Genomic DNA, 24,677 nt, shown 5'->3' with positions numbered 1-24,677 from the left:
GCTATCAGCTATCAGCTATCAGCTATCAGCTATCAGATCAGGCTGACGGCTGACGGCTGACGGCTGACGGCTGACGGCTGACGGAAAAACTCTACAACTTTTACCTTACAACTCAAGTCAGTATAAAAAACACTCAAAACTATTTGGGGTTTATTGTTTACTTTGTGGCAAAAATCGCTAGAATACGCCGGCTGAAATATATAGAAATATATAAACGTTCTTTTACAACCCAAAGGTAACACCATGCATCCAATGTTAAACATTGCGGTTCGCGCTGCGCGTAACGCAGGCAAAATTTTACTTCGCGCTGGCGAAGATTTATCAAAAGTTGAAGTACAACAAAAAGGTACTAACGATTTAGTTACTAATATTGATAAAGAAGCTGAAGCCGTAATCCGTGACACTATTTTACAATCTTACCCAACTCACTCTATCGTGGGTGAAGAGTTAGGTGAGCACAAAGGCAAGGATGCAGATTACCAATGGATTGTAGATCCTATTGATGGCACAACCAACTTCATCAAAGGCATTCCTCATTATGCGATCTCTATCGCTCTTAAAGTTAAAGGTCGTTTAGACCAAGCAGTTATCTATGACCCAATTCGTGGTGAGCTTTTTACTGCTTCTCGTGGTCAAGGCGCTCAGTTAAACAGTAAACGTCTTCGTGTAAGTAAAACTACTGTGCTTTCTGGTACTGTACTTGCGACAGGTTTCCCATTCAAAAACAAACATCATATGGATGCGTATACTGAAGCATTCAAGGCATTGTTTGTTCATACAGCTGATATTCGCCGTGCAGGCAGCTCTGCATTAGACATGGCTTATGTTGCTGCAGGGCGCATTGATGGCTTCTTTGAGATTGGTTTAAAACCTTGGACTTCTGCTGCTGGTGAGCTAATGGTTAAAGAAGCGGGCGGTATGATTGTTGATTTCGCTGGCGGAAATAACTACAACCACAGCGGTAACATCATTTGTGGTTCACCTAAATTAACTCAAGCGATCATTCGTGAAATTCGCCCAGTGTTAACTGAAGCATTACTGCGCTAACGGATACTGCTATAAGTTCAAAAAGGAGCTAAGGCTCCTTTTTTTGTGGTTAATCACAATCGACTTATAATATATAACCACTCTAGTGAGCTAAATAAAACGCTAACAGTGCTGGTAGTTTACCAAAGAGAACAACTACATATCAGAATTCTTGCCTTGTAATCACGGATTAAAACTAACAACTGCCAATGCTGGACCACGGCGTTTGCATAAAAACAAGTAGCTGTGGCGGTAACGCTTTGCTTCTTTTTTGGCATCAGTTGCCAACGCTGCAATTTGATGACTGTTAGTACATTGCTCTAAATCTGGCTCGACAACGCCAATTGACAGAGTAAGCAAGGGCACAAATTGCTTTTCACCTTCACGGTTAGTCGCCCAATACCCCCCACTGGCAATATGCTCTGGTGTAAAAAATGCCCGAGACTTGAGCTCAAAGTCACTAATAATTTGATTACAAATCTGTTCGGCATTATCACTATCAAATACCACCATAAAATCATCACCACCAATATGCCCAACAAAGCTTGGAACATTACTGCATGCCTGCGTGGTTACATCCGCTAGTAACTTGATAACGCTGTCACCACTGGCGTAGCCATATAAGTCATTGAACTGTTTGAAATGATTCAAATCTATGTAAGCAAGTGCAAAGCCATGTTTAACTCTTAATCTGTGTTCTATCGCTTCATTTATTGCCACATTGCCCGGCAGCATTGTTAGAGGGTTAGCGTGTTGAGCATGACGTATTTTTTCTTCAGTGATGTGCTTTAAAATATCGCGAAGTGGCGCAAGACCTAAATATCGCCCGGCACGCGTAATGATAATATGCCGACGGATATCAAAGTCATTTTCTGTGATCTGCTGGCTCACGGTATCAAGCAGCTGGTTTTCATCAACCACTAAAGGCTGTTTATGCATCAATGCCGTCACTGGCTGCTTGTCATAGAGCGCATGCCCATACGGGGCTGCAAATACCTCTGTTAGTTGATCTTTGTGTAATAAGCCAATCGGTTGCGCATCTTGATTGACGACAGCGATACTAATGATTGCTTTATCTTTTTCAAAAATATTATGAGCGTCTTTGCAGCGAGTCTCGCTACCAATGGATAATTGCTCAACAGCCAGCCAACCAATGGCCATTGATTGCTCAAACTGATCTGTGATTGGGGTAAAATTTAACTGTTGTAACTGGGCTGAGTTAAACTCCGAGCTGGGTCGCAAACTTGGCCGCTCAAGCAAAAAGCCTTGGGCATGAACAATACCGAGTCCCTCTAAAAGGCTTAACTCTTCATGCCGCTCTATGCCCTCAGCGATCACCGCTGTTTTAGTTACTTTAGCGAGCTCAATAATGGATTTTAAAAACTCTTTTTTAACCACACTTTCATCACAATGATCAATAAAGTAGCGGTCAATTTTTACATAGTCAGGGCATAATTCAGACCACTGCTTTAAACCGGAGTAACCAGCTCCTAAGTCATCAATCGCGATTGAGAAACCTAGCTTGCGATAGTGGGCAATGGTTTTCAGTAATAAAAATCCATCATCCACTTTTTCTTGTTCGGTCACTTCAATCACCACTCGATTAGCGGCTAAGCCAAATTGCTCAACAAGGTGTAATGTTTCACCTTTAGGATGGCATGGATCTAGTAACGTTTTAGGACTTACGTTTAAAAACAATTTGCCTTGCAAATTGAGTTTAACAAAGTTTTCGATTGCTTTGGAACGGCACAGTAATTCAAGCTCTGAGACTTTATCGAAGTTTACCGCCGCGCTAAATAATGCATTGGGCATTTGCAGTGCGCAATTTTTAGGACCGCGGCTAAGTGCTTCATAACCTAATATTTGTTGCTCGCTAATATCAAAGATGGGTTGAAATAAAGTGGTAATCTCACTGTTTTTTAAGATATTTTCTAATATACCTAACTGAACACTCACTATTTCTAACCCATAACTTCATTAAGAGGCGGTTAAAGTAGCAAGACCGTATGACATTTTTATGGCAGTACTGTGTGGCTGTTAATAATTAATCAGCCAATGCTTGTTCTAGCTGTTCAAAATGGGCTAAGACTTCGATAACATCAAGCTCTGCATTTTGATAAGCGAGTTGATCATCTAACCCTAAGCGCGCATGTGCTTGTACCGTTGCTGGGTGAACAACTAAATCTTTAGCGTGATAACACACAGGATCATCAAATGGAGGTAACTTGCCATCACTATGATAACCATTTTCAATTTCAATCAATGGTAATGAAGCAATCGCAGTTGCCACTGTACTTAACGCATTCAAATACTCAGTACATTGTGGATACTTAACGATAACCTCTTTAATTAAGGCCAGCGATAAAATTACTAATTGTGCAGATTCAGCCTCTAAACTGGCTGCATCTTTTTTAGCACGGATGCTATTTAGTAAGTCACTGGCTTGCTGCGGATATTGCTCCAATGCACTTACTGGCGAAGGTTTAGTCGCATGCTCGTGCTGTTGAACTGTTACGTTGTTATCACATCCGCTAATCATAATTAAACTCGTAGCGACTACAAATGGCTTTAACATTAGTTTGTTACATCAGTTCTTGATCAATAAGAATTATTATAGGAAATATTGTGTTTCATAAATAGCAATAATTAACATCAGCGCCAATTCGAGCAAAAACAAGAAAAGTTGCGGGTTGCGGGCTATTAATCCTAGGTCCTAGTCACTTCCCTAGAACCTAGCTGCACTTGGATGTTAGATGTTAGATATTAGATATTAGATGTTAGATGTTAGAGATTAGGGTTAGGGTTAGGGTTTTTAGAACGTAGGAAATGGCTTTAGCCATGAGTCTTTAAACCGCGCGGCATAAAGCCGCGCCTACAATAAACGCAAACACCGGTGCAACCCCGTAGGCGCGAGTTTACCTCGCGCAGGTTTATGTTCACCACCAAGATGCTTAGCTAGCTGCGGGCTATGAATCCTAGAGCCTAGTCACTTCCCTAGCTCCTTTTACCTTACCCTCTTTGTGAGTAAATTTTTTAAATCTTTTGCAGGCTAAAACCCCACCTACGACATCAATCTCTGACAACAAAAAACCGCTCAATGTGAGCGGTTTTTAAAAACGTAAACTTCGCTTTATGCTTATGGCATGGCGTCTAAGTCTGCGCCTTCTTTTTCGATGACTTCTGGGATCAAATCTTCTTTACTTACGCCCATTGCAATTGCAACAGCGCTAGCAACATAAATTGAAGAGTAAGTACCAATAAATACACCAAATAACAATGCCGTAGCAAAACCATGAATGGTTTGGCCACCCCAAGCAAACAAGGCAATCAATACTAAAATAGTGGTGATTGAAGTTACTAAGGTACGGTTAAGTGTTTGCGTTAATGAAATATCAATGATTTCAATGGTGTCATCAATACGCACTTTGCGGAAGTTCTCACGTATGCGGTCAGATACAACGATCGTATCGTTCAATGAGTAGCCTATTACGGCCAGTATTGCAGCCAGTATTGTTAGGTCAAACTCTAAACCTAATACTGAGAACAAGCCAAGCGTAATAATAACATCATGCATCAAGGCCGATACTGCCCCCACTGCAAAACGCCACTCAAAGCGAAATGCAACGTAGATCAAGATACAGATAAGTGCAGTTAACATGGCAAGGCCACCCTGCTCTTTTAAGTCTTCACCAACACTTGGACCAACAAACTCGATTCGGCGCATTACCACGCTGTCGTCGGCTTTTTTCAGTGCATCAATCACTTGGTTACCGATAACTTCAGCTTTTACATCATCACCGCGAGGTGCCAAGCGTACTAAAATCTCTTGGCTTGAACCAAACAATTGTACCGATGCATCTGCAAAACCGTTTTCAGCAAGTACTGAGCGTACTTTCTTTAAATCTGCAGGTTGGGCAAAACCAACTTCAACCGCTGTACCGCCGGTAAAGTCTAAACCAAAGTTTAAACCTTTCACAAAGAACGATGCGAATGAGGCCAAAATAAGCAACGTAGAGATACTCATAGCAACTTTACGCAGTGACATGAAAGCTAACGTTCTGCCACCTAATTTTAGAATTTGCATACCTGCTCCTTAAATTGACAGCTTATCAATGCGCTTACCACCAATACATAAGTTGATCACCGCACGGGTACCAACAATGGCTGTAAACATTGACGTGATAATACCAATCGCAAGTGTTACTGCGAAACCAGCAATCGGACCTGTGCCCACTGCGAACAAGATAATTGCAGCGATTAAGGTGGTAATATTGGCATCAAAAATCGTACTAAAGGCACTGTCATAGCCATGATGTACAGCCTGTTGCGGGCTACGACCATCAGCGAGTTCTTCACGAATACGCTCAAAAATAAGTACGTTAGCATCAACAGCCATACCAACTGTAAGTACGATACCAGCAATACCTGGTAGCGTTAATGCGGCCCCCGGGATCAGTGACATTACACCTACAATTAGGACTAAATTAGCTGCTAAGGCAACATTAGCCACTAAACCAAAGCCTTTATAATAAACCAACATAAAGATCAGTACGAATAAGAAACCAAGGGCTACGGCTGTCATACCTGCTTCAATGTTTTCCTGACCTAAGCTTGGGCCTACGGTACGCTCTTCAACAATTTGAATTGGCGCAACTAACGCACCAGCACGCAGTAATAAACTTAGGTTATGTGCTTCTGCTGGGTTATCAATACCAGTAATACGGAATGAGCGATCGAGACGTGCTTGAATCGTTGCTACGTTGATTACTTCTTCCACTTTAATTGGTGGTAATGCTTTACCGTTTGCGTCTGTTTTACCTGAAGGCTTGTACTCAATAAATACCGTTGCCATACGCTTACCAATCGCGCGTTTCGTAAAGGCATTCATTTTTGCGCCGCCTTTGCTATCAAGGCTGATACTTACTTGCGGGCGTTGGTATTCATCGGCACCAGATTGCGCACCTGTAATGTGACTACCTTCAAGAATAATGCGTTTTTTCAATACCACAGGATACCCATCACGGCTCATGATCATTTCAGTGCCTGGTGGAATACGCCCTTGTGCGGCAGCTGAAGGATCTGCATTTTCGTCTACTTCACGAAACTCAAGCGTAGCTGTTGCACCTAAAATTTCTTTCGCACGGGCTGTATCTTGTACGCCTGGTAGTTGCACAATAATGCGTTCTGCACCTTGGCGCTGTACGTTTGGTTCAGCAACACCAATTTGATTGATACGGTTACGAATAATGGTTTCGTTTTGCTTAATAGCGTAGTCACGAATTTCTTTTAACTTTTGGTCGCTAAGGCTTGCGTAAAATGCATTATCGTTTGAGCTATCATCAATGAAAGTGTGTAATGGGTAGCGTGATTGTAAAAAGCGCTCTGCGGCGTCTTTGTCTTCTTCACTACGCATTTCAACGCGAAGACGTTCAGTACCTGCTACACGACGAATAGTGCGATAACGCAGCTTTTCTTCACGAAGGTCACTTTTATAATCTTGATCCATCTGTTCCAGCGCGTTATCAACCGCTGTCACCATGTCGATTTCCATCGTAAAGTGAACACCACCACTTAAATCCAAGCCCAATTTCATTGGATTGCCACCAAGGGCTTTTAACCAATGAGGTTGCGCCGGGGCCATGTTAATGGCTGAGATGTAATCTTCGCTTAATGAATCACGCAATAAATCTTGCGCTTTAAGTTGTTCTTCAACGTTTTTAAAACGGATCAATACTTGGCCGTTTTCTAAAACTACTGATTTAACAGTAACGTTGTGCTCTTCGAGGGTCGCGTTTACTTTGTCTACAACACTGAGATCCGCATCAGTGCCTTTAGTGCCTGAAATTTGTATGGCCGGATCACGACCATACAAATTAGGAGAGGCATATAAAAGACCAATCGCGATCACAGCTAGAACAAGTAAATACTTCCAAACTGGAAACTTGTTTAACACGTGGGCGTCCTTATTTAATTATTATAGCGACTTCATAGTGCCTTTTGGTAACACAGCTGAAACAGCTGATTTTTGTACCGTTACTTCAGCTTGGTCGTTCAAAGAGATAACGATGAAATCTTTGTCTTCAGAAATTTTAGCAATTTTTCCTACTAAACCACCTTGGGTGAGCACTTCGTCACCTTTAGCCATCGCATTCATAAGCGCTTTATGCTCTTTAACACGCTTAGCCTGTGGGCGGTAAATTAAGAAATAAAACACTAAGCCAAAAATAGCTAACATGATCAACATTTCATAACCACCACCGGCTGGCGCCGTGCCTGCTGCACTTGCATGGGCATTTGAAATAAATAAACTCATAGTACTTCCTCTTTAATTTTTAAAATTTAATTTTCGGTATCAGCTAGCTCTGGCACATCTTGGCCACGGCGAGCATAAAAATCACTAACAAATTCGTCTAACTTGCCTTCGCTAATCGCATTGCGCAAACCTTCCATAACACGCTGATAATAACGTAAGTTATGTATTGTGTTTAGTCGTGCACCTAATATTTCGTTACATTTATCAAGATGATGTAGGTACGCACGTGAATAATTCTTACAGGTATGACAGTCACACTCAGGATCCAGTGGGCCGGTGTCTGTTTTATGCACTGCGTTACGAATTTTGACAATACCACCAGTAATAAATAAATGACCGTTACGGGCGTTACGGGTTGGCATTACACAGTCAAACATGTCGATGCCACGACGCACAGCTTCAACTAAATCTTCTGGTTTGCCCACCCCCATTAAGTAACGCGGTTTGTTCTCTGGCATTTTATAGGCGCAGTGATCCAGAATATTGATCATCTCATTTTTTGGCTCACCCACTGATAAACCACCCAGTGCATAACCATCAAAACCAATTTCTTCAAGGCCCGCTTGTGATTGCGCACGTAACTCAGGGTACATACCGCCTTGAATAATACCAAACAATGCAGCAGGGTTATCACCATGGCCTTCTTTTGAGCGCTTAGCCCAGCGAAGTGATAACTCCATCGAGTCTTTCGCTTCTTTTTCAGTAGCAGGGTATGGCGTACACTCGTCAAAAATCATGACAATATCTGACCCCAAATCGCGCTGCACTTGCATTGCTTTCTCTGGTGATAGCATGATTTTTTCACCGTTTACAGGTGAGCTAAACAATACACCTTCTTCGCTGATTTTACGCATCGCACCTAAACTGAAAACTTGAAAGCCGCCGGAGTCGGTCAGAATAGGACGATCCCAATTCATAAAATCATGTAAATCACCATGCTGTTTAATGATCTCAGTACCTGGACGCAGCATTAAGTGAAAGGTATTGCCTAAACAAATTTGGGCACCGGTATCTTTTACTTCATCAGGGGTCATCCCCTTTACAGTACCGTAAGTACCTACAGGCATAAATGCGGGTGTTTCTACTACACCTCGGTCAAAAATCAAGCGGCCACGGCGCGCTTTGCCATCTGTACGGTCTAATTCAAATTTCATATCATCCTCAATGTCGGAAAAACAGTCCAACAAGCTATAATTTAACCGCTCGATTCTACCCTTTTTGTAAAACCATTACTATTAATTGGGCTCAAAGCTGAGATTAAAAGTGTAAAAAGCCCAGCATTTTGCTGGGCTATCACATTCATTAAGGCACTATTTATTTACGAGTTAAAAACATTGCATCACCATAACTAAAAAAGCGATATTTTTGCTCTATTGCCGTTTTATACGCGCTCATAATATTGTCTTGTCCTGCAAACGCACTAACTAACATTATTAGCGTTGATTCCGATAAGTGGAAATTAGTGACCATGGCATCCACCACATTAAATTGATAACCCGGATAGATAAAGATATCGGTGTCACCAAAGTAGCTAGCAAGTTGGCCGCCATGTATTTTAGCCGCTGATTCTAACGAGCGCACTGACGTTGTACCCACAGCAATCACCCGCCCGCCTCTCGCTTTTGTAGCTGCAACAGCCGCCACAACCTCGTCAGGCACTTCAATGTACTCGGAGTGCATTATATGGTCATCAACCGAGTCCACGCGCACTGGTTGAAAAGTCCCCGCACCAACATGCAAAGTAACAAAAGCCATGTTTACGCCTTTTGCTTTTAATGCAGCCATTAGCGAATCATCAAAATGCAGGCCTGCAGTTGGCGCTGCAACTGCACCTGGCTTTTCACCGTAAACGGTCTGATAACGTTTACGATCTTCGTCTGTATCGGGGCGATCAATATACGGCGGTAAAGGCATATGGCCGATATCGTTCAGAATTTCCAAAACATTTTGCTCAGCGGTGAATTCCAATTCGAACAATTCACCATGACGGCCAACCATCGTTGCCTCAGCTTTACCTTCGAGAATAATTGTTGTGCCTGGTTTTGGTGATTTACTAGCGCGCACATGGGCAAGTACACGGTGCTCATCAAGTACACGTTCTACCAGCACTTCAAGCTTGCCGCCAGAGGCTTTTTGGCCATACATTCGCGCGGGGATCACTTTAGTATTGTTAAATACCAACAAGTCATTTTCATTTACTAAATCAAGAATATCACTAAATATTTTATGTTCTACGGCGCCACTTGGGCCATCTAAAGTAAGTAAACGGCTGCTAGTTCGATCCTGTTTAGGAAAACGAGCAATTAATTCATCAGGTAAGTCAAAGCTAAAATCGGCCACGCGCATAGGATATATCCAGATCAAAAAAGTCGCGCCAAGTTTAACTGTATCGCGCTATGAGCTCAACCAACGCCTTTAATAAAAATACCCAGCAATGTTCTCTTGTGGTTCGGGACAAATGGCATTATTCTACTCAACTTAATTAAAGTTGGGTTTAAAAGAGGTATGACTACATGGCTAAGCAACTAAGTTTGCTGATCTTAAATGCCAGTGTCGCTGAGCGTCAGGCAGTTAAGTCAACCTTAAGTCGACTCAATGTATTTACTTTTCTTGAAGTAGCAGATAGCCAGCAAGCCCTCGAAATTCTCAAGTCTCAAGCTGTTGATGTCATTATTACCGGGCTCAATGTTGGTAAAATCGACGGTTGGCGATTTTCGCGTATGATCCGTTCAGGGCTATTAAAAACCCCAAAGAATACTCCTATTGTGCTCACTCCCCCCATCTACTGTGAACGCATAGCAGAAACAACCGCACGTAGTTATGGTATAGATGCCGTTATACCGTTCGAACGTCAAGATATGCTACCGCAAGTGCTGGCCAATGTGTTATCTACTCATTTAGAAAAAAGCAGTCGTTTAGACTTATTACTGCTTGAAGCTGACAGCACTAAAGCGGCTAAAATAGCCCAACAATTACAACTAAACTTTGCCTGCACCCATGTGGCAAATAACAAACAAGCATTATCTATCTATTTACAACAAAAATTTGCCATTGTGTTACTTGATGCAACCGCGGCACATGCCGGATCAGCAAGCCAATTAGTTGAAGAAATTTTACAGCACAACCCCAAGCAAGCCATTGTAACTATTATTGATACAAAAGACGCTAACCATGCTGAGCAGCTGCTGCTTTCTGGCGTCACTGATTTTATTCGCGCCCCTTATGAGCACTCATTACTCACAAAAGTATGTGACCATGCAGCACGTCGCGAAGATTTTATGGTCAGTTATGCTGAATTTGCGCAGAAAGTGGAACAGCTAAGCCAAAGCCAAAATCGTTATAAAGAGCTATTTTCAGCTCATCAGCGAATATTGTTGCACCTTAATACTGTGGTGCTTGAGTTTGATCAACAAGGACGAATTCGCTTTATCAACCCTGCATGGGAGGCGTTGAGCGGTTTTGGCATTAAAGAAACTTTGAGCAAAGCACTCTCTGATTTTTGTATTAATGACTGCAAAGAGAAACTGCTTGATACCATTAGCAGTATTTTGCAAGGCGGCGCTTTGCAACAACAGGTAGAAGTGCAAATTATTCATAAAGATGGCCGAGCTATCTGGGTTGAGTGCCGCCTGCAACTGATCAAAAACAGTAGTAACGCGGCAACAATTACTGCAACAATCGACAATATTCATGAGCGCAAGCAAGCAGAGTTACAACTGCGTCATTTAGCCTTACATGACACTTTAACCGGTTTGCATAATCGCTATTATTTTGATCAGCAACTGAACCGCATTTGCCAACCACAACGCACCTATGGCGACATTGAACACGCCTTAATTTATATAGATCTTGATCACTTTAAAATAATTAATGACAGTAAAGGCCATCAACAAGGTGATATTGTTCTAAAAGAAGTCGCGCAGCTATTTACTGCTAATATCAGTGATGAACATTTGGTATGCCGTATTGGTGGCGATGAATTTGCGGTGATCTTAAAAAATATGAATTTACTTGATGCGCACTTAATCGCAGAAAGCATTTGCATGGCAATTGAAGGTCATCAGTTTAAATCTGAAGAGCAAATATATTCTATTAGCTGCTCAATCGGCTTAACGCAAATAACCGCCGCTAACCACGATCCGAGTGAATGTTTAAAACAGGCCGACATTGCCTTGTATGTAGCGAAAAGTCTTGGCCGTAATTTAGTGCATTGTTATTCGAAAGAAGATGCCAACCATAACACCTTACAAGCAGGCTTAGAGTGGGGGCACAGTATTCGCCAAGCACTGCAGCAAAATCACATTGAACTGCATTACCAACCAATTTGGAACTTTAAGCAAGGTGGCGTGGCGTACTTTGAAGCGCTTTTACGGTTAAAGCTTGACGGAGAACTGGTTTATCCAAACCAATTTATTCCATCACTTGAATTATTAAATGATACTTACTTGATGGATCAATGTGTGATCAGTAATGCCATTGCAGCCATCGCTGCGAATCCTGAACTAAATCAAGTTGCCATTAATCTTTCGGCGCAATCGTTTTTAGATGAACGTTTATTACCGCATATCGAGTCCACCCTTGCAAAATATCAGGTCGTTCCCACTCGCGTTATTTTTGAAATCACCGAATCGGCCAGTATTAATAATTTAACCGCCACCCGCCTGATGATTGAAAAACTCAATCGCTTAGGCTGCCATTTCTCAATCGATGATTTTGGTACGGGCTTTAGTACCTTTAATTACCTTAAGCAATTGCCTGCTCAACACGTGAAAATAGATGGCTCGTTTGTTCGCGATATGCTCAATGATCCTATTGATCTTGCGCTCGTTAAAGCGATCAATGATATTAGCCGCTCCCTTGATAAACGATCAGTTGCGGAATATGTTGAAAGCAAAGAGATCTTTTTAGCACTGAAAGAAATTGGCGTAGATTATGGCCAAGGCTACTTTATTTCTCGCCCCGTACCCGTAGAAAAAATAAACCACCAGTTACAAAAAATTTCACAAAACAAAACTTTTTACGAACAATCACCTAGCTAAAACTGTTACATTTTTACACAATTCCAGCTATTTTTTTACTTCCATCTTAGAATAACTCATCTATACTTTGTCTATCGCTTGGTAAATGTCTTGTTATTATAGTGATTTTCAAAAAATAACATGACATCACTGAATGGCCACAACATACTACTTAACAACTAACATATTGTTATGAGTACTATTGTCAATTTATGGAGTGAATTATGACGCAACTAATCGTGCTATTACTGGTGGTAAACTTAGGGATAACTTACCAATGCTACCGTTATGCTGAACGTAAAGGCTACCCTGTTACAACTTTCACCTGCTTAGGGCTAATACCTTATTTTAATTTAGTGGTGTGGGTGTATTTATTATTTTTGCCAGACATTACCCCCTTCAATAAGCAATTTGAATATGAAGGACATAATGAAAAGCAGCCTTTGTAACAAAGGCTGCTTTGTTGGTCAGGGATACGTTTTTATCAAATTAAAACTGATAGCTAATTGCCTTAAGGGCTAGATCGCTGGCTTTAATGTCGCCGACGACACATTTTTTAATATCTGCTTTATTAAATATTTTGATCAAACGTTTATTGTTATCTGCTAAACCTTTGATTATAAAACTAACATGCTCATCATTTGGTAAGCTACGCAAGCCACTACCGTAATCACATAGTGTTAAACTAATGCTGGTATTAACTTGTGTTTGCAGCTTTTGCTGTTCTGCTGCTTGCTGTTTTTCGCGCTCAGCTTGCTTTGCCTGTATATCTTGACGTAATTGTTGTTGCTGCTTAGTAAGCGTAGTCTGTTGCTTTTCAAGCTTAGCAATATCTTTTTCTAATGCTTTTTTACGTTGCTCAAGCTCTTTTTCTGCGGCGCTATTATCGTGGCGACTAGCAAATTCTAGGTCACGCTTTTCACGCTCTAACTCACGTAAATCACGGCTAACATCACGCTCTTGCTCAGCAATTTCACGTACTCGCTCCGCACCTTCGCGCATAACTTCCATCGCTTGCTGATAAGCTTCTCGTGATGATTCAACGGCCTGCTCACTGAATACTTCAACTTGCTCACTAATGAATTCAACATTCACATTTGAAAAGTCAATATCGGGTAAAGGAGGTAGCGGCGCATTTGGCACGCTACTAAAAATTGTCTGCCAGCGGCTTGTGCCTCGCACATCTAACTCAAATACTACCCCCTGCTCAACTAGATAATTAGCCGAAATGGCGCGGATCTTTTTATCAGTATCCTGTTGTAAAGCACTACTTAAAATGTTTTCCATAATGCCCACTTCACGCTGAATGGCAGCCAATTCTGCTGGGGGTTGCGCCTGTAGGTTACCGCTTGCAAACGCTATAACGGTGATTATAGCGCTACTGATAAGTTGTTTATTCATGCTCTTTACTCCTAATTTTTCGCAATGGCAGCCATTGGCTGCTCTTGTACTTGTTCGGCTAAGTCGTTTAGTTGCATCCGCAGATACGCTTGATCTTGAGCACGCTGGGTTTTGATATAGCTAATTAAATTATTAATATCTTCTTGGCGCTCAACTCGTCCGGTAGCAATAGCCTCCTTTGCTAGTTGATACATATGCTGCTGCTGCAATTCATTTTGCGCAGTGATAATTTTTTGCAGCTGGTCTATTTGTTTTTGCTGTGACTCTAATAACTGCGTTTGTTTTGCTACCTGCTCAAGTAGATCTGGCACCTGCTGCTTTGGCATAACTAAAAAAACGAGCGCACAAATCATCACTGATGCTGCAACAGCCCAGGCTCCAGCCATACCAAATACACCTGCAGAAGCAAGCTGTGGCATGGTTGATTGCCGATCCCAATGTGGAACTGGCGCCGCTTTATATTCGCGGCTATGTTGCTGCCAAACCTGTGCTTGACTCATCAAGGCACGATATTCAGGATCATTTTCAAGCTGCTGTAATTGTGCATCACTCAAAACGTTCCCTTCTAACCATTGCTCAAAAAGCGACTCTAAATTAGCCATCAACGGCCTCCAAATGAACTTTTAATTTACCTAATGCACTATATAACCGCGATTTGGCGGTATTGGTGGAAATATCGAGTTGCTGCGCAATTTCTTCAAAAGTGCAATGTTGAAAAAACTTTAGCTCTACCACCAAGCGCTGCTCCCACGGTAAGTTATTCAGCATTGTTGTTAATTGTTGATGTTGAACTTGCATTAATTGGTTATTTTCCAACTCACTGTGTTCACATGCCTGTTCAGGCACTTCATCAAGGCTTTGGTAGTACTTACGGCGACGATAATATTCAACACTACGACGATGCACGATTTGAAAAACCCAAGTATGAAAGCTCGACTCACCGCGAAAGCTGGGCAAACTTTTATACACAGAGATAAACACCTCTTGCATTAAATCCATCGCATCATCAGGGTTACTGAGCATTCGCAGGCAATGGTTATAAACTTGGCTTTCATGCTGCTTAACCAGCTTAAGCCAAGCGCGTTTATTCCCTTGCTGTGCTTTGGCGATTAATGTTTCTGTTGATTGAAAAAACACGGCTCTCAATGCTTAGTTATTTTACTTATTAGGTTAGTCGATAGAGCGAGGAAGATAGTTTGGAAAAGATGAAAATAAATTAAAAAATAAATAGCTCACCTTAATGAGCTATTCTTTTGTCGTTATTAAACGGCATTGGTGTTGTAAAAAACCCTCTAATGTTTGGCTAAATAAACGAAAATCACGGATCCGCCCCGTTGTTTTACGCCATAAAATGCCAATATCACGGTACGCGTCACTTTGCGAAGGCGTGGCAAGCATGTTCTTATGCTCTAAAATACCGGCATTAATCGCCATTTGCGGCAAGAAGGTCACCCCTAACTGATGTTCAACCATACTTAATAAAGTATGCAAACTGGCCGCTTCAAATGGGTTAATACAACTTGAACGGTTTAAGTGACAGGCACTGAGCGCATGCCCAGTCATACAGTGCTCCCTTTCTAATAAAAACACGCTAGCTTCCGGTAATAAATTAAAATCTTCAATGTTCTTAGCTGGCAAGTAGTCTTTATGATGCACTAGACTAAAATGGTCTTGCGCTAATATTTGAGTATGAAACTTATCGGTGTCGTAAGGTAATGCTAATAAGGCCATATCGATATGACCATGCTCTAACTTATCCAGTAAGCTATCACTGGTGTCTTCTACTAAAACCAGCTCTAAATTAGCAAATTGTTGCTGGCAAAGGTGATATAAAGGCGCCGCTATAAAGCTGGCAATCGTTGGGATCACCCCGAGAGTTAATTTACCACTAAGCGGGCTTAAATGGCTTTTAGTTAGCTCTTTAACACTCAGTGTATCATCAATTATTTTCCGTGCTCGCTCGACAACTTCTTCGCCGATCGCGGTAAACATCAAACTGCGATTCTCACGCTCAATGAGTTGGCAGCCGAGTGTTTCTTCAAGAGTTTGAATCGCACTACTGAGTGTTGATTGCCCAATGAAGCATGCGCTCGCTGCGCGGCCAAAATGCTGATGCTGATGAACTGCCAATAAATACTGCAGCTGTTTAATACTTGGTAAGTTCGTCATACTTCCTTTACCCACAAATAAAAAGACCCCAACACCAAGGGCGTTGAGATCTTTTCAAGCTAAAAGTCTGTGCTACTTAAAAGCTGCTGGATTTAAACTCCAAAGGCAGTTCTTAGTATGTAGAAAATAACAATAGCAAGGGCAGCGCCAACTGGCAATGTAATTACCCAAGAAACTACAATGTTTCTGATCACACCCATGTTAAGAGCAGCAATACCACGTGCCATACCTACACCTAACACCGCGCCAACTAAGGTTTGCGTGGTAGATATTGGTAAACCAGTACCTGATGCAATAACAACCGTAGATGCTGCCGCTAATTCAGCCGCAAAACCACGACTTGGTGTTAAATGCGTAATGCCTTCACCAATGGTTTTGATTACTTTCTTACCTAAAATAGCCAGACCTGCAACAATACCAAAACCACCTAGAGGTAAAATCCACCATGCGATTGATGCTTGCTTAGCAATTTCACCGTTGTTTTCAACAATGTTTACAACCGCAGCAAGTGGACCAATGGCGTTAGCAACGTCATTCGAACCATGCGCAAATGCCATACAACATGCAGTTAGTACCATTAAGATAGCAAATACTTTCTCAACGTTATTAAATTGCATTTTCTTATCGGCTTTTGGATCAATTTTTAAGCGAGAAATAACCACCTTACCAATAATAGCAACAACCAGTGCAATACTAACCGCTAAGACATAACCTTCAACTGCGCCGATATTAATACCAATGTGCTTTAAGCCTTTTTTGATAGTAACCAAAGACATAATAAAGCCCGCTAAACCCATGTAAATAGGCACATAACGTTTGGCATTTTTAAGTGGTGCGTCTGTATCAAAAATCAGTTTTTGCGCACTCATAAATATCAAATACGCGATAAAGCCTGAAATTGCAGGGGTAACAATCCAACTCCCAACAATACCTGCCACTTTATTCCACTGAATCGCTTCACTGCCAACAGCAACTAATGCAAAACCAATGATAGCACCAATGATTGAGTGCGTTGTTGATACCGGCCAACCTAAAAAGGATGCAATTAACAACCAACTACCTGCTGCAAATAATGCCGAGATCATACCCAACACCATCAGTTCGGGAAGCTCTAAAAATGGTGTTGAATCGATAATACCTTTACGAATTGTCGATGTTACTTCACCGCCAGCTAAGTAGGCGCCTGCAAACTCAAAAATCATCGCAATAAAAATTGCTTGTTTAATGGTTAATGCTTTTGAACCTACCGATGTGCCCATCGCATTAGCAACGTCGTTCGCGCCAATGCCATAAGCCATAAAAAAACCGACTGCTGCGGCAATTATAATTAATACCGTGCCATAAGATGCAATGATATCCATTGTGTAACCCTAATCTTTCGTTATTGAACTGAGTGTAAATTAACGAGCTAACATCAGCTCAAGACGTGAACCTACGCGCTCTGCAATATCTGCAAGTTCGCCGACCCATTCGATGATTTTGTATAAAAACATTACATCAATTGGATTGAGGCCACCTTCAACGGCGCGTAACTGGCGGCGTATTTTGATTTGCATGTCATCCGTGTCTTGTTCAATTGCATCCAATTCAACGAGCATTTTTTCGACTAAGGTCACTTCACGACCTTTAAAACCAGTCTCTAATAACTCATCTAACTCATTAATAGCATTTGACGCTTGTTTAGTCGCATCAACACAACGAGTTACATAAGCTAGGAAATCAGTTTGAATTTCTTTTGGTATGGTCATCTCACGACCAATTACACGACCAGCAATGTCTTTTGCTTTATTAGCAATTTTGTCTTGCTGGGTGACGAGTTCGAGCAGATCTGTACGCTCTACCGGCATAAATAAGCCACGCGGTAGTTGTAAACGTATATCTCTTTTCATATCGTCGGCTTCACGTTCTAAATTACGAATGTTCAAGCGAATCTCTTCTGCTTGTTGCCATTCTTCTTTAAATACATGATTGAAAAAAGGGATCAAAGCTTTACTTGCTTGATGTACCTTCTTGATGTGATCTTCCATTGGCTTTATAGGAGATTTTGCGAATACCCCTAGAAATGCGTTTGTAGGCATAACTGACCCTTAAATCAAATTAGTATGCTTTGCGGCGTGAATTTTACAGCATTCACCGCGATTGTGAATGCTTTTATTACATCCAAGTCGCTGTAACAGCATATTAATTATAGTGGTAACAGTAAAAGCGGCAATTAGCCGCTTTCATAAAAAAACAAAGATAACGAATAATCTATAACGATTTTTCGATATCCTCTTGAGATGTATGACGAATATCTTTGCCGTTTACAAAATAAATAATGTACTCAGAAATATTTTGACAACGATCACCAATGCGCTCTAATGAACGCACTGACCACACTAGATCCATGATTTTTGGAATTGAACGCGGATCTTCCATCATGTAAGTCATAATCTGACGAGTAATTGCTTCATATTCTCGGTCAACCTTGGCGTCTTCTTTATGTACTTCAAACGCTTTTTGCACATCCATACGAGCAAAAGCATCAAGTACATCATGCAGCATTTTTGAAACTTGGCGACCCATATTTTCGATATTCACCAATAAATCTTGCTGATCTTTAGTAAACGAATCGAGGGCAACTTTAGCAATACGCTCCGCTTCATCACCAATACGCTCTAAATCTGCAATGGTTTTCGCTATGGCAATAACAAGGCGTAAATCACTAGCTGCTGGCTGACGACGAGCAATGATACGCGTGCACTCTTCATCAATGCTCACTTCCATGGCGTTTATTTTATAGTCGTTTTCACGGACCTTACGGGCCAACTCAGCATCACCATTACTTACCGCATCAAGTGCACTATTAAGTTGCTGCTCAACCAAGCCACCCATACTTAATACATGGTTGCGGACATTCTCTAGCTCTTGATTAAAGCGGCCAGAAATATGCTTATTAATATTGTGTTCCATTGTCTACCTTCTTATCAAAATTGGTTACGTCACCCGAAAATTATATGACTGATTTACTAACCGTAACGGCCGGTAATGTAGTCTTCAGTTTTCTTTTTCGCTGGGGTTGTAAACAAGGTATTGGTATTTGAATACTCAATTAACTCACCCATGTACATAAAGGCCGTTTGATCAGAAACCCGTGCAGCTTGTTGCATGTTGTGGGTAACAATAACAACGGTAAACTTATTTTTTAAATCGTTGATTAGCTCTTCAATTACCAGTGTTGAAATAGGATCCAACGCTGATGTTGGCTCATCAAGTAATAACACTTCCGGCTCAATAGCAATAGAGCGGGCAATGACTAAACGCTGCTGCTGACCACCCGATAAACCAAAAGCACTATCATGAAGACGGTCTTTTACTTCATCCCATAATGCTGCACCACGTAATGACTGTTCAACAACTTCGTCTAATTTACGTTTTTCTTTAATACCCTGTAAGCGTAGGCCATAAACTACATTTTCGTAGATTGATTTAGGAAATGGGTTCGGGCGCTGAAACACCATACCTACATTACGACGTAGCGCCGCTACATCAACACTTTTGTCATAGATGTTCTGGCCATGAAGTAAGATTTCACCTTCAATACGACAGCTATCTACCAAGTCGTTCATACGATTAATACAACGTAACAATGTTGACTTACCGCAGCCCGATGGCCCGATAAATGCCGTTACTTGGCCTTTAGGAATGTTCATACTTACTGAGCTAAGCGCTTGTTTTTCACCATAGTAAAGATCTAAGTTTTTGATCTCGAGTGCTGTTTGCTCGGTGCTTAAATTGTCTAAATCCAATTTCAAACTACTGCTTGATTGGTTTACTTGTGGAGCGACTGTAATCATGTTTGTTACCTATAAAATCTTTACTAATTATTGATCAAGCGATCTAAACTTTTCACGTAAATGGTTACGTATGCCGATTGCGGTAATATTCAGGGTAATAATCACTGATACTAGCAAGAATGCGGTGGCATAGACTAACGGACGAGCCGCCTCAACATTCGGGCTTTGGAAACCAACATCGTATATATGAAAGCCTAAGTGCATGAACTTGCGATCTAAGTGAAAGTACGGGAAGTTGCCGTCAAGCGGTAATGTCGGTGCCATTTTTACAACACCAACTAACATTAACGGCGCAACTTCACCGGCAGCACGGGCAACCGCTAATATTAAACCTGTCATTATAGCCGGACTTGCCATTGGTACAATGATACGCCATAAGGTTTCCGCTTTCGTAGCACCTAATGCTAATGAACCATGACGTACCGTACTTGGAATACGTGATAAGCCCTCTTCCGTTGATACAATTACAACTGGTAAGGTTAAAATAGCCAAGGTTAGCGCTGACCACATTACCCCTGGTGTACCAAATACAGGGCTTGGTGATGCTTCAGGGTAGAATAGCTGATCTAAGCTGCCACCTAATACATAAACAAAAAACCCTAAGCCAAATACACCGTAAACAATAGAGGGGACACCTGCTAAGTTAATTACCGCGATGCGGATCATTTTAGTTACTGCATTTTTCGCTGCGTACTCATGTAAGTAAATAGCTGCCACAACCCCGAACGGCGTGACTATCACAGCCATCAGCATAACCATAAACACTGTACCAAAGATTGCCGGAAATACACCGCCTTCAGTATTCGCTTCACGGGGGTCATCTGCTACAAATTTACCTAGCTGTACAAAATAGTGACCTAATTTTGCAAAAAAGCCCATGTCATTTGGAAACCAAAAGTCCAGTACTTGGTATAGCGGTAAAGTAACGATTTCACCGCGCATATCTTTTACAGTTACTTGGTCACGTTTAGCTTGTTTACGCAGTGCAAACAATTGCTTTTCTAACACGCTATATTCAGCTCTTAATTCTGCGCGAGCTTGTGCCAGCTCTGCAACGCGCTCATCGGTTAAAGCATCATCAAGTAAATACGACTTCTCTTTTAAGCGTAGGCGCTCTAGTTCGTAGTTAATATGGCCAATATCACCGTTTTGTAAATCAAGGGCTTGCTCATTTAAATCAACGGCACGATCTACTAATTCTTCTAATACGGCGATTTTATTGCCGGTAACAACCTCACCGTCTTTAATAACTTGCTCAACATAGCCGTAAAAGTTACCGTTTTTACTACGCTCAAATACAGCGATAGCGGCAGGTTTAGTATTTGATTTAATGTCGGTCTCAAGTACCCAACGAAAATCTAAGTCTACGTACTCACGGTTACCGGTTTTAATCAAAAAGCGTTCTAACTGCTCTTTATCGAAACCAGATAAATCAATACCGGTAGCTTCAAGGCGCGATTTTGGCACCATTTCACGGTCATAGATTTCACCAATAACAGTCTGTTGTGCAACTGAACCTTGCAACTCGAGCTGTACAACTTGTGATGGCCAGAAAAAGCTTAATCCTTTCCAAGCAATCATGGCTAATAACCCTAATACAGAAATCAGACTGATACTAACCGCACCACCTGTCATCCATATCCAAGGAGAACCTGACTTAAACCACTGCTTTACCATGTCGTGTCTCCTACTTACATCGAGCTGTATTTATCACGCAACTGCTGACGAACAAACTCAGCAATTGTGTTAAAAATAAAGGTGAATATGAATAATACAAATGCGGCTAAGAATAGAATTCGATAGTGTGAACTACCCACTTCCGACTCTGGCATTTCTACTGCGATATTAGCTGCTAAAGTACGCATACCTTGGAAAATGCTCCAATCCATTATTGGCGTGTTACCTGTTGCCATCAGTACGATCATGGTTTCACCTACGGCGCGACCGAGGCCCATCATCACTGCTGAGAAAATACCTGGGCTGGCAGTTAATAGCACAACACTTACCAATGTTTGCCATTGCGTTGCTCCCAGCGCTAATGAACCATTTGATAAATGCTTTGGCACACTAAACACAGCATCTTCTGCAATTGAGAAAATAGTTGGAATAACCGCAAATCCCATTGCAATACCAACAACTAGAGAGTTACGTTGGTCAAATGTCATACCAAGTTCATTCGTTAAATATTGACGCACATTACCGTCAAACATCCAAAGTTCGATTGCGCCACTCATCGCAAATGCTAACCAGCCAATTAACAACAACACTGGAATAAGTAAAATTGAATGCGCCCCATCTGGTACACGGTGACGAATACTTTGTGGTAATTTGGTCCATGCAAATGCGGTTAATAGAATTCCCACTGGCAGCATAAACAATAAGCCGACAATGGCTGGCAAGTGCTCTTCAATAAGTGGAGCAAGCCACAAACCCGCTAAAAATCCTAAGATTACAGTTGGTAATGCTTCCATAATTTCTACGGTTGGTTTCACTACTTTGCGTAATGAGCCAGACATAAAGTAAGCAGTGTAAATTGCCGCAGAAAGTGCGATTGGCACGGCAAATAACATCGCATACATTGCAGCCTTGATAGTACCGAACGAAATTGGCACTAAAGAGAATTTTGATTCAAAATCATCCCCCGCCGAGGTTGATTGCCAGATATAACCTGGCTCTGGGTAACCTTCGTACCATACTTCTTGCCATAATGCCGACCAGGTTACTTCTGGGTGTTCATTGTGAATTTCAACCACAGTAAGTTTACTATCCGCTAAGATAAGCGCCGCATTTGAGCGCGGTGCAACAGCAAAGTTTTCAATCGGGCCGTCACTGATTTTGCCTTGCCATAATTTAGCTTCACTGGTGGTGTAATACACACCAAGCTCACCGTTACTACTCGTGGTAAAGAAAGTACGACGATAGAACTCAGTGAAGATATCTAACTTAGGTTGTTTTGACGTTTCAAAAGCACGTATTTTTTGATATTCACGCCCAGTATCCGTGTTAACTTCAAACCACTGTGATACTTCGCCATTATCATTAGCCAGCATCAATGAATTAGCGCCAGCTAATAACTGTGCCGCCACTAAGTTGGCATTTTCTTCATTTGCAGCCAGCATCTGAATCAGCTCAACTTCACCTGGATAACGCGTATCATAAACATAAATTTGATTGGCTGAACGAACAAAAGTACGGGTGGTATCTGGTGACATTAATAGTTGGTCAACACGCCCTTCCACATCAAGTTCGGTGCGCTCAATGAGCCACTCAACTTCACCGCTGAACATGTTTTCTTCAGCAACAAAGCTACTAAAAATAACGCGCTTGTCTTCAGTTTGTGCCACAACGGCGGTTTTATCTTCAAAATGACTGAAAGCAAACTGTTTAATTGCGGCACCTTCAGCGTCAACTTGTAATGGTGAATCCTCACCAAGCGGATAACCTAAGCGCGGTGTTAATTGACGTTCATTATTAGGAAACGTGACTAAAAACTTAGGGGCAACTAAAACCACTGAGCCGTTTTCAAGTCCGTATGCATAGTGCCCTTGAAAAGGGGCGCTAACGGCAAAACTGCTCACATCGCTCTCTAGTGGAATCGCTAAGCTTTGAAGTTTCTTACCGAAACTTTGTTTCTCAACACTATAGAAATCAACGCTGCCTTGTTGGCTTAGTAAAAAGGCCACTTCGGTTTGTTCTTCTACACCTAAACCTACAATTTGCTCTGCATTACTTAGCGGAAAGCTATCACGTGTCTCTACTTTCGCTGATTCGAAAATAGGTTGCACAACGTACAACAAATAGAAAAATATCAATAGCAAAGCTATCAATACCATAATACCGCCAGCGGTAATGCTAAATTGGGCAAACCGATCTTTGAATAGACGGCTTCTATCCGTATTAAAAGACGGTTTATTCGGATTGGAAGTCATCGAAACACCTATAAATCTTAACGTTGGTTAGATTATATTTCACCAAGATGACAGTATTGTTACAAGCGTCATAATTGCTTAGGGTTTGTCGTTATATTCATTACAACCAATTAAACACTGTTGATATTCAACATGTTAAAAGTTTATGACAAATTGAAAAACTTTCAACTTAGTGATTTATTATTAAATAACATAAGTTTAGAGAATTCATCTGATAAACTCACACTATATTACTGTTTTTAAATTGAACTAATGGTAAAAAAATTGGACAAATTTGGAGGCTGAGTCAATACTCAATTCGGTTCTTTTTAATATAACAACAATTTCATGCCTGAGCATTTATTATTTAATTACGGCACCTAAAGGATTTATTATATGAAGCAATTAGTTATAACAATTTTGGGGCAAGATCGCTCTGGACTTGTGGAGGATATTTCCTCTGCAATTTTAAATCATCATGGTAACTGGCTTACCAGTAATTTAAGCCATTTAGCAGGCCATTTTGCTGGTATTATTGAAGTAGCAGTCCCTGCTGAACATTTGCAAGAATTACAAGACTCGCTACACAGCCTACCACAGTTAGAAGTGCGCATTGAAACTGGCACTGATGAACTACCTGATACACCAGCTGAACAGCTTAACTTTGTGATCACAGGTAATGACCGCCCTGGCATTATTCAAGAGCTTGCAGGCGTGCTACGTCACAAAGGTGCAAACATCACCCACTTAAACTCTAAACAGCAAAGCGCACCAAACTGGGGAGTGCCTATTTTTAGCGCAGTAGCTACAGTTGCGCTACCTACAGGGATGAATAAAGACGAAGTAGTCGCAGCATTAGAAGCCATTACCTCAGATCTAATTGTTGATATTGAAGACGCTTAAGCCACTGTAATACGCAGCCCTTAACACCTATTGGCGTGTCACAAAAGTGACACGTTTGTCATTTTTTTGTCATCTAAGTACTTTATATTTTGTTCAGTTACTA

The 24,677-nt window shown here is 41.4% G+C and carries 21 protein-coding genes; 4 read left to right on the top strand and 17 right to left on the bottom strand.

Annotated elements, in window-relative coordinates:
- Positions 1-243 precede the first annotated feature (243 nt).
- Positions 244-1,047: an inositol-1-monophosphatase gene (gene suhB / locus CWB85_RS20570; protein WP_016709189.1), complete on the top strand. Its 804-nt coding sequence runs from the start codon at positions 244-246 to the stop codon at positions 1,045-1,047.
- Positions 1,048-1,209: 162 nt separating this feature from the next.
- On the opposite strand, the gene CWB85_RS20565 is transcribed toward suhB, so the two are convergent.
- From CWB85_RS20565 to queA, 7 genes are all read right to left on the bottom strand, one after another.
- A complete protein-coding gene (locus CWB85_RS20565) occupies positions 1,210-2,982 on the bottom strand; it encodes a GGDEF domain-containing protein (protein WP_138555901.1) in 1,773 nt (590 codons plus the stop codon).
- A gap of 88 nt (positions 2,983-3,070) precedes the next feature.
- On the bottom strand, positions 3,071-3,601 hold the full coding sequence (locus CWB85_RS20560; RefSeq protein WP_016709187.1) for a hypothetical protein: 531 nt from the start codon (positions 3,599-3,601) through the stop codon (positions 3,071-3,073).
- A gap of 561 nt (positions 3,602-4,162) precedes the next feature.
- On the bottom strand, positions 4,163-5,110 hold the full coding sequence (gene secF / locus CWB85_RS20555) for a protein translocase subunit SecF (protein ID WP_016709186.1): 948 nt from the start codon (positions 5,108-5,110) through the stop codon (positions 4,163-4,165).
- Between the two features lie 9 nt (positions 5,111-5,119).
- On the bottom strand, positions 5,120-6,979 hold the full coding sequence (gene secD / locus CWB85_RS20550) for a protein translocase subunit SecD (RefSeq protein ID WP_016709185.1): 1,860 nt from the start codon (positions 6,977-6,979) through the stop codon (positions 5,120-5,122).
- Between the two features lie 21 nt (positions 6,980-7,000).
- Positions 7,001-7,339, bottom strand: a complete 339-nt coding sequence (gene yajC, locus CWB85_RS20545) for a preprotein translocase subunit YajC (RefSeq protein WP_138555899.1) — start codon at positions 7,337-7,339, stop codon at positions 7,001-7,003.
- Positions 7,340-7,365: 26 nt separating this feature from the next.
- Positions 7,366-8,493, bottom strand: coding sequence for a tRNA guanosine(34) transglycosylase Tgt (gene tgt / locus CWB85_RS20540; protein ID WP_016709183.1), 1,128 nt, complete (start codon positions 8,491-8,493; stop codon positions 7,366-7,368).
- 160 nt (positions 8,494-8,653) lie between these two features.
- A complete protein-coding gene (gene queA, locus CWB85_RS20535; protein WP_016709182.1) occupies positions 8,654-9,685 on the bottom strand; it encodes a tRNA preQ1(34) S-adenosylmethionine ribosyltransferase-isomerase QueA in 1,032 nt (343 codons plus the stop codon).
- A 167-nt stretch (positions 9,686-9,852) separates the two neighbouring features.
- Between queA and CWB85_RS20530 the strand changes: the two genes are divergently transcribed.
- Positions 9,853-12,378: an EAL domain-containing protein gene (locus tag CWB85_RS20530; RefSeq protein WP_016709181.1), complete on the top strand. Its 2,526-nt coding sequence runs from the start codon at positions 9,853-9,855 to the stop codon at positions 12,376-12,378.
- A gap of 203 nt (positions 12,379-12,581) precedes the next feature.
- Positions 12,582-12,806, top strand: a complete 225-nt coding sequence (locus CWB85_RS20525; RefSeq protein WP_016709180.1) for a hypothetical protein — start codon at positions 12,582-12,584, stop codon at positions 12,804-12,806.
- Positions 12,807-12,846: 40 nt separating this feature from the next.
- On the opposite strand, the gene CWB85_RS20520 is transcribed toward CWB85_RS20525, so the two are convergent.
- From CWB85_RS20520 to CWB85_RS20475, 10 genes are all read right to left on the bottom strand, one after another.
- Positions 12,847-13,758, bottom strand: a complete 912-nt coding sequence (locus CWB85_RS20520) for a hypothetical protein (protein WP_138555898.1) — start codon at positions 13,756-13,758, stop codon at positions 12,847-12,849.
- An 11-nt stretch (positions 13,759-13,769) separates the two neighbouring features.
- A complete protein-coding gene (locus CWB85_RS20515; RefSeq protein ID WP_138555897.1) occupies positions 13,770-14,360 on the bottom strand; it encodes a hypothetical protein in 591 nt (196 codons plus the stop codon).
- Positions 14,353-14,895, bottom strand: coding sequence for an RNA polymerase sigma factor (locus tag CWB85_RS20510; protein WP_016709177.1), 543 nt, complete (start codon positions 14,893-14,895; stop codon positions 14,353-14,355). The genes CWB85_RS20515 and CWB85_RS20510 overlap by 8 nt, the downstream gene beginning before the upstream one ends.
- Before the next feature lie 108 nt (positions 14,896-15,003).
- The gene (locus CWB85_RS20505; RefSeq protein ID WP_016709176.1) at positions 15,004-15,927 is read right to left on the bottom strand and encodes a hydrogen peroxide-inducible genes activator; all 924 of its coding nucleotides are present in this window, start codon (positions 15,925-15,927) and stop codon (positions 15,004-15,006) included.
- 92 nt (positions 15,928-16,019) lie between these two features.
- Complete coding sequence (locus CWB85_RS20500; protein WP_016709175.1) at positions 16,020-17,288, bottom strand: inorganic phosphate transporter; 1,269 nt, start codon at positions 17,286-17,288, stop codon at positions 16,020-16,022.
- A gap of 39 nt (positions 17,289-17,327) precedes the next feature.
- The gene (locus CWB85_RS20495; protein WP_016709174.1) at positions 17,328-18,005 is read right to left on the bottom strand and encodes a TIGR00153 family protein; all 678 of its coding nucleotides are present in this window, start codon (positions 18,003-18,005) and stop codon (positions 17,328-17,330) included.
- A gap of 172 nt (positions 18,006-18,177) precedes the next feature.
- A complete protein-coding gene (gene phoU / locus CWB85_RS20490) occupies positions 18,178-18,879 on the bottom strand; it encodes a phosphate signaling complex protein PhoU (protein WP_016709173.1) in 702 nt (233 codons plus the stop codon).
- Between the two features lie 56 nt (positions 18,880-18,935).
- Positions 18,936-19,763, bottom strand: coding sequence for a phosphate ABC transporter ATP-binding protein PstB (pstB, locus tag CWB85_RS20485; protein ID WP_016709172.1), 828 nt, complete (start codon positions 19,761-19,763; stop codon positions 18,936-18,938).
- 27 nt (positions 19,764-19,790) lie between these two features.
- Positions 19,791-21,440, bottom strand: coding sequence for a phosphate ABC transporter permease PstA (gene pstA, locus CWB85_RS20480; RefSeq protein ID WP_016709171.1), 1,650 nt, complete (start codon positions 21,438-21,440; stop codon positions 19,791-19,793).
- A gap of 14 nt (positions 21,441-21,454) precedes the next feature.
- A complete protein-coding gene (locus CWB85_RS20475; protein WP_138555896.1) occupies positions 21,455-23,692 on the bottom strand; it encodes an ABC transporter permease subunit in 2,238 nt (745 codons plus the stop codon).
- A gap of 375 nt (positions 23,693-24,067) precedes the next feature.
- Between CWB85_RS20475 and CWB85_RS20470 the strand changes: the two genes are divergently transcribed.
- Positions 24,068-24,574, top strand: coding sequence for a glycine cleavage system transcriptional repressor (locus tag CWB85_RS20470; RefSeq protein ID WP_016709169.1), 507 nt, complete (start codon positions 24,068-24,070; stop codon positions 24,572-24,574).
- The last annotated feature ends 103 nt before the right edge of the window (positions 24,575-24,677 follow it).

The sequence above is a fragment of the Pseudoalteromonas sp. S1727 genome, from assembly GCF_005886375.1.
GTDB lineage: Bacteria > Pseudomonadota > Gammaproteobacteria > Enterobacterales > Alteromonadaceae > Pseudoalteromonas > Pseudoalteromonas haloplanktis.
This window is presented reverse-complemented; position numbering and strand designations above follow the sequence as displayed.

Coding starts and splice junctions, on each gene's coding strand:
- suhB (WP_016709189.1), top strand. CDS start 244: ATGCATCCAATGTTAAACATTGCGGTTCGCGCTGCGCGTAACGCAGGC.
- CWB85_RS20560 (WP_016709187.1), bottom strand. CDS start 3,601: ATGTTAAAGCCATTTGTAGTCGCTACGAGTTTAATTATGATTAGCGGA.
- secF (WP_016709186.1), bottom strand. CDS start 5,110: ATGCAAATTCTAAAATTAGGTGGCAGAACGTTAGCTTTCATGTCACTG.
- yajC (WP_138555899.1), bottom strand. CDS start 7,339: ATGAGTTTATTTATTTCAAATGCCCATGCAAGTGCAGCAGGCACGGCG.
- tgt (WP_016709183.1), bottom strand. CDS start 8,493: ATGAAATTTGAATTAGACCGTACAGATGGCAAAGCGCGCCGTGGCCGC.
- queA (WP_016709182.1), bottom strand. CDS start 9,685: ATGCGCGTGGCCGATTTTAGCTTTGACTTACCTGATGAATTAATTGCT.
- CWB85_RS20530 (WP_016709181.1), top strand. CDS start 9,853: ATGGCTAAGCAACTAAGTTTGCTGATCTTAAATGCCAGTGTCGCTGAG.
- CWB85_RS20525 (WP_016709180.1), top strand. CDS start 12,582: ATGACGCAACTAATCGTGCTATTACTGGTGGTAAACTTAGGGATAACT.
- CWB85_RS20520 (WP_138555898.1), bottom strand. CDS start 13,758: ATGAATAAACAACTTATCAGTAGCGCTATAATCACCGTTATAGCGTTT.
- CWB85_RS20515 (WP_138555897.1), bottom strand. CDS start 14,360: ATGGCTAATTTAGAGTCGCTTTTTGAGCAATGGTTAGAAGGGAACGTT.
- CWB85_RS20505 (WP_016709176.1), bottom strand. CDS start 15,927: ATGACGAACTTACCAAGTATTAAACAGCTGCAGTATTTATTGGCAGTT.
- CWB85_RS20500 (WP_016709175.1), bottom strand. CDS start 17,288: ATGGATATCATTGCATCTTATGGCACGGTATTAATTATAATTGCCGCA.
- CWB85_RS20495 (WP_016709174.1), bottom strand. CDS start 18,005: ATGCCTACAAACGCATTTCTAGGGGTATTCGCAAAATCTCCTATAAAG.
- phoU (WP_016709173.1), bottom strand. CDS start 18,879: ATGGAACACAATATTAATAAGCATATTTCTGGCCGCTTTAATCAAGAG.
- pstB (WP_016709172.1), bottom strand. CDS start 19,763: ATGATTACAGTCGCTCCACAAGTAAACCAATCAAGCAGTAGTTTGAAA.
- pstA (WP_016709171.1), bottom strand. CDS start 21,440: ATGGTAAAGCAGTGGTTTAAGTCAGGTTCTCCTTGGATATGGATGACA.
- CWB85_RS20475 (WP_138555896.1), bottom strand. CDS start 23,692: ATGACTTCCAATCCGAATAAACCGTCTTTTAATACGGATAGAAGCCGT.
- CWB85_RS20470 (WP_016709169.1), top strand. CDS start 24,068: ATGAAGCAATTAGTTATAACAATTTTGGGGCAAGATCGCTCTGGACTT.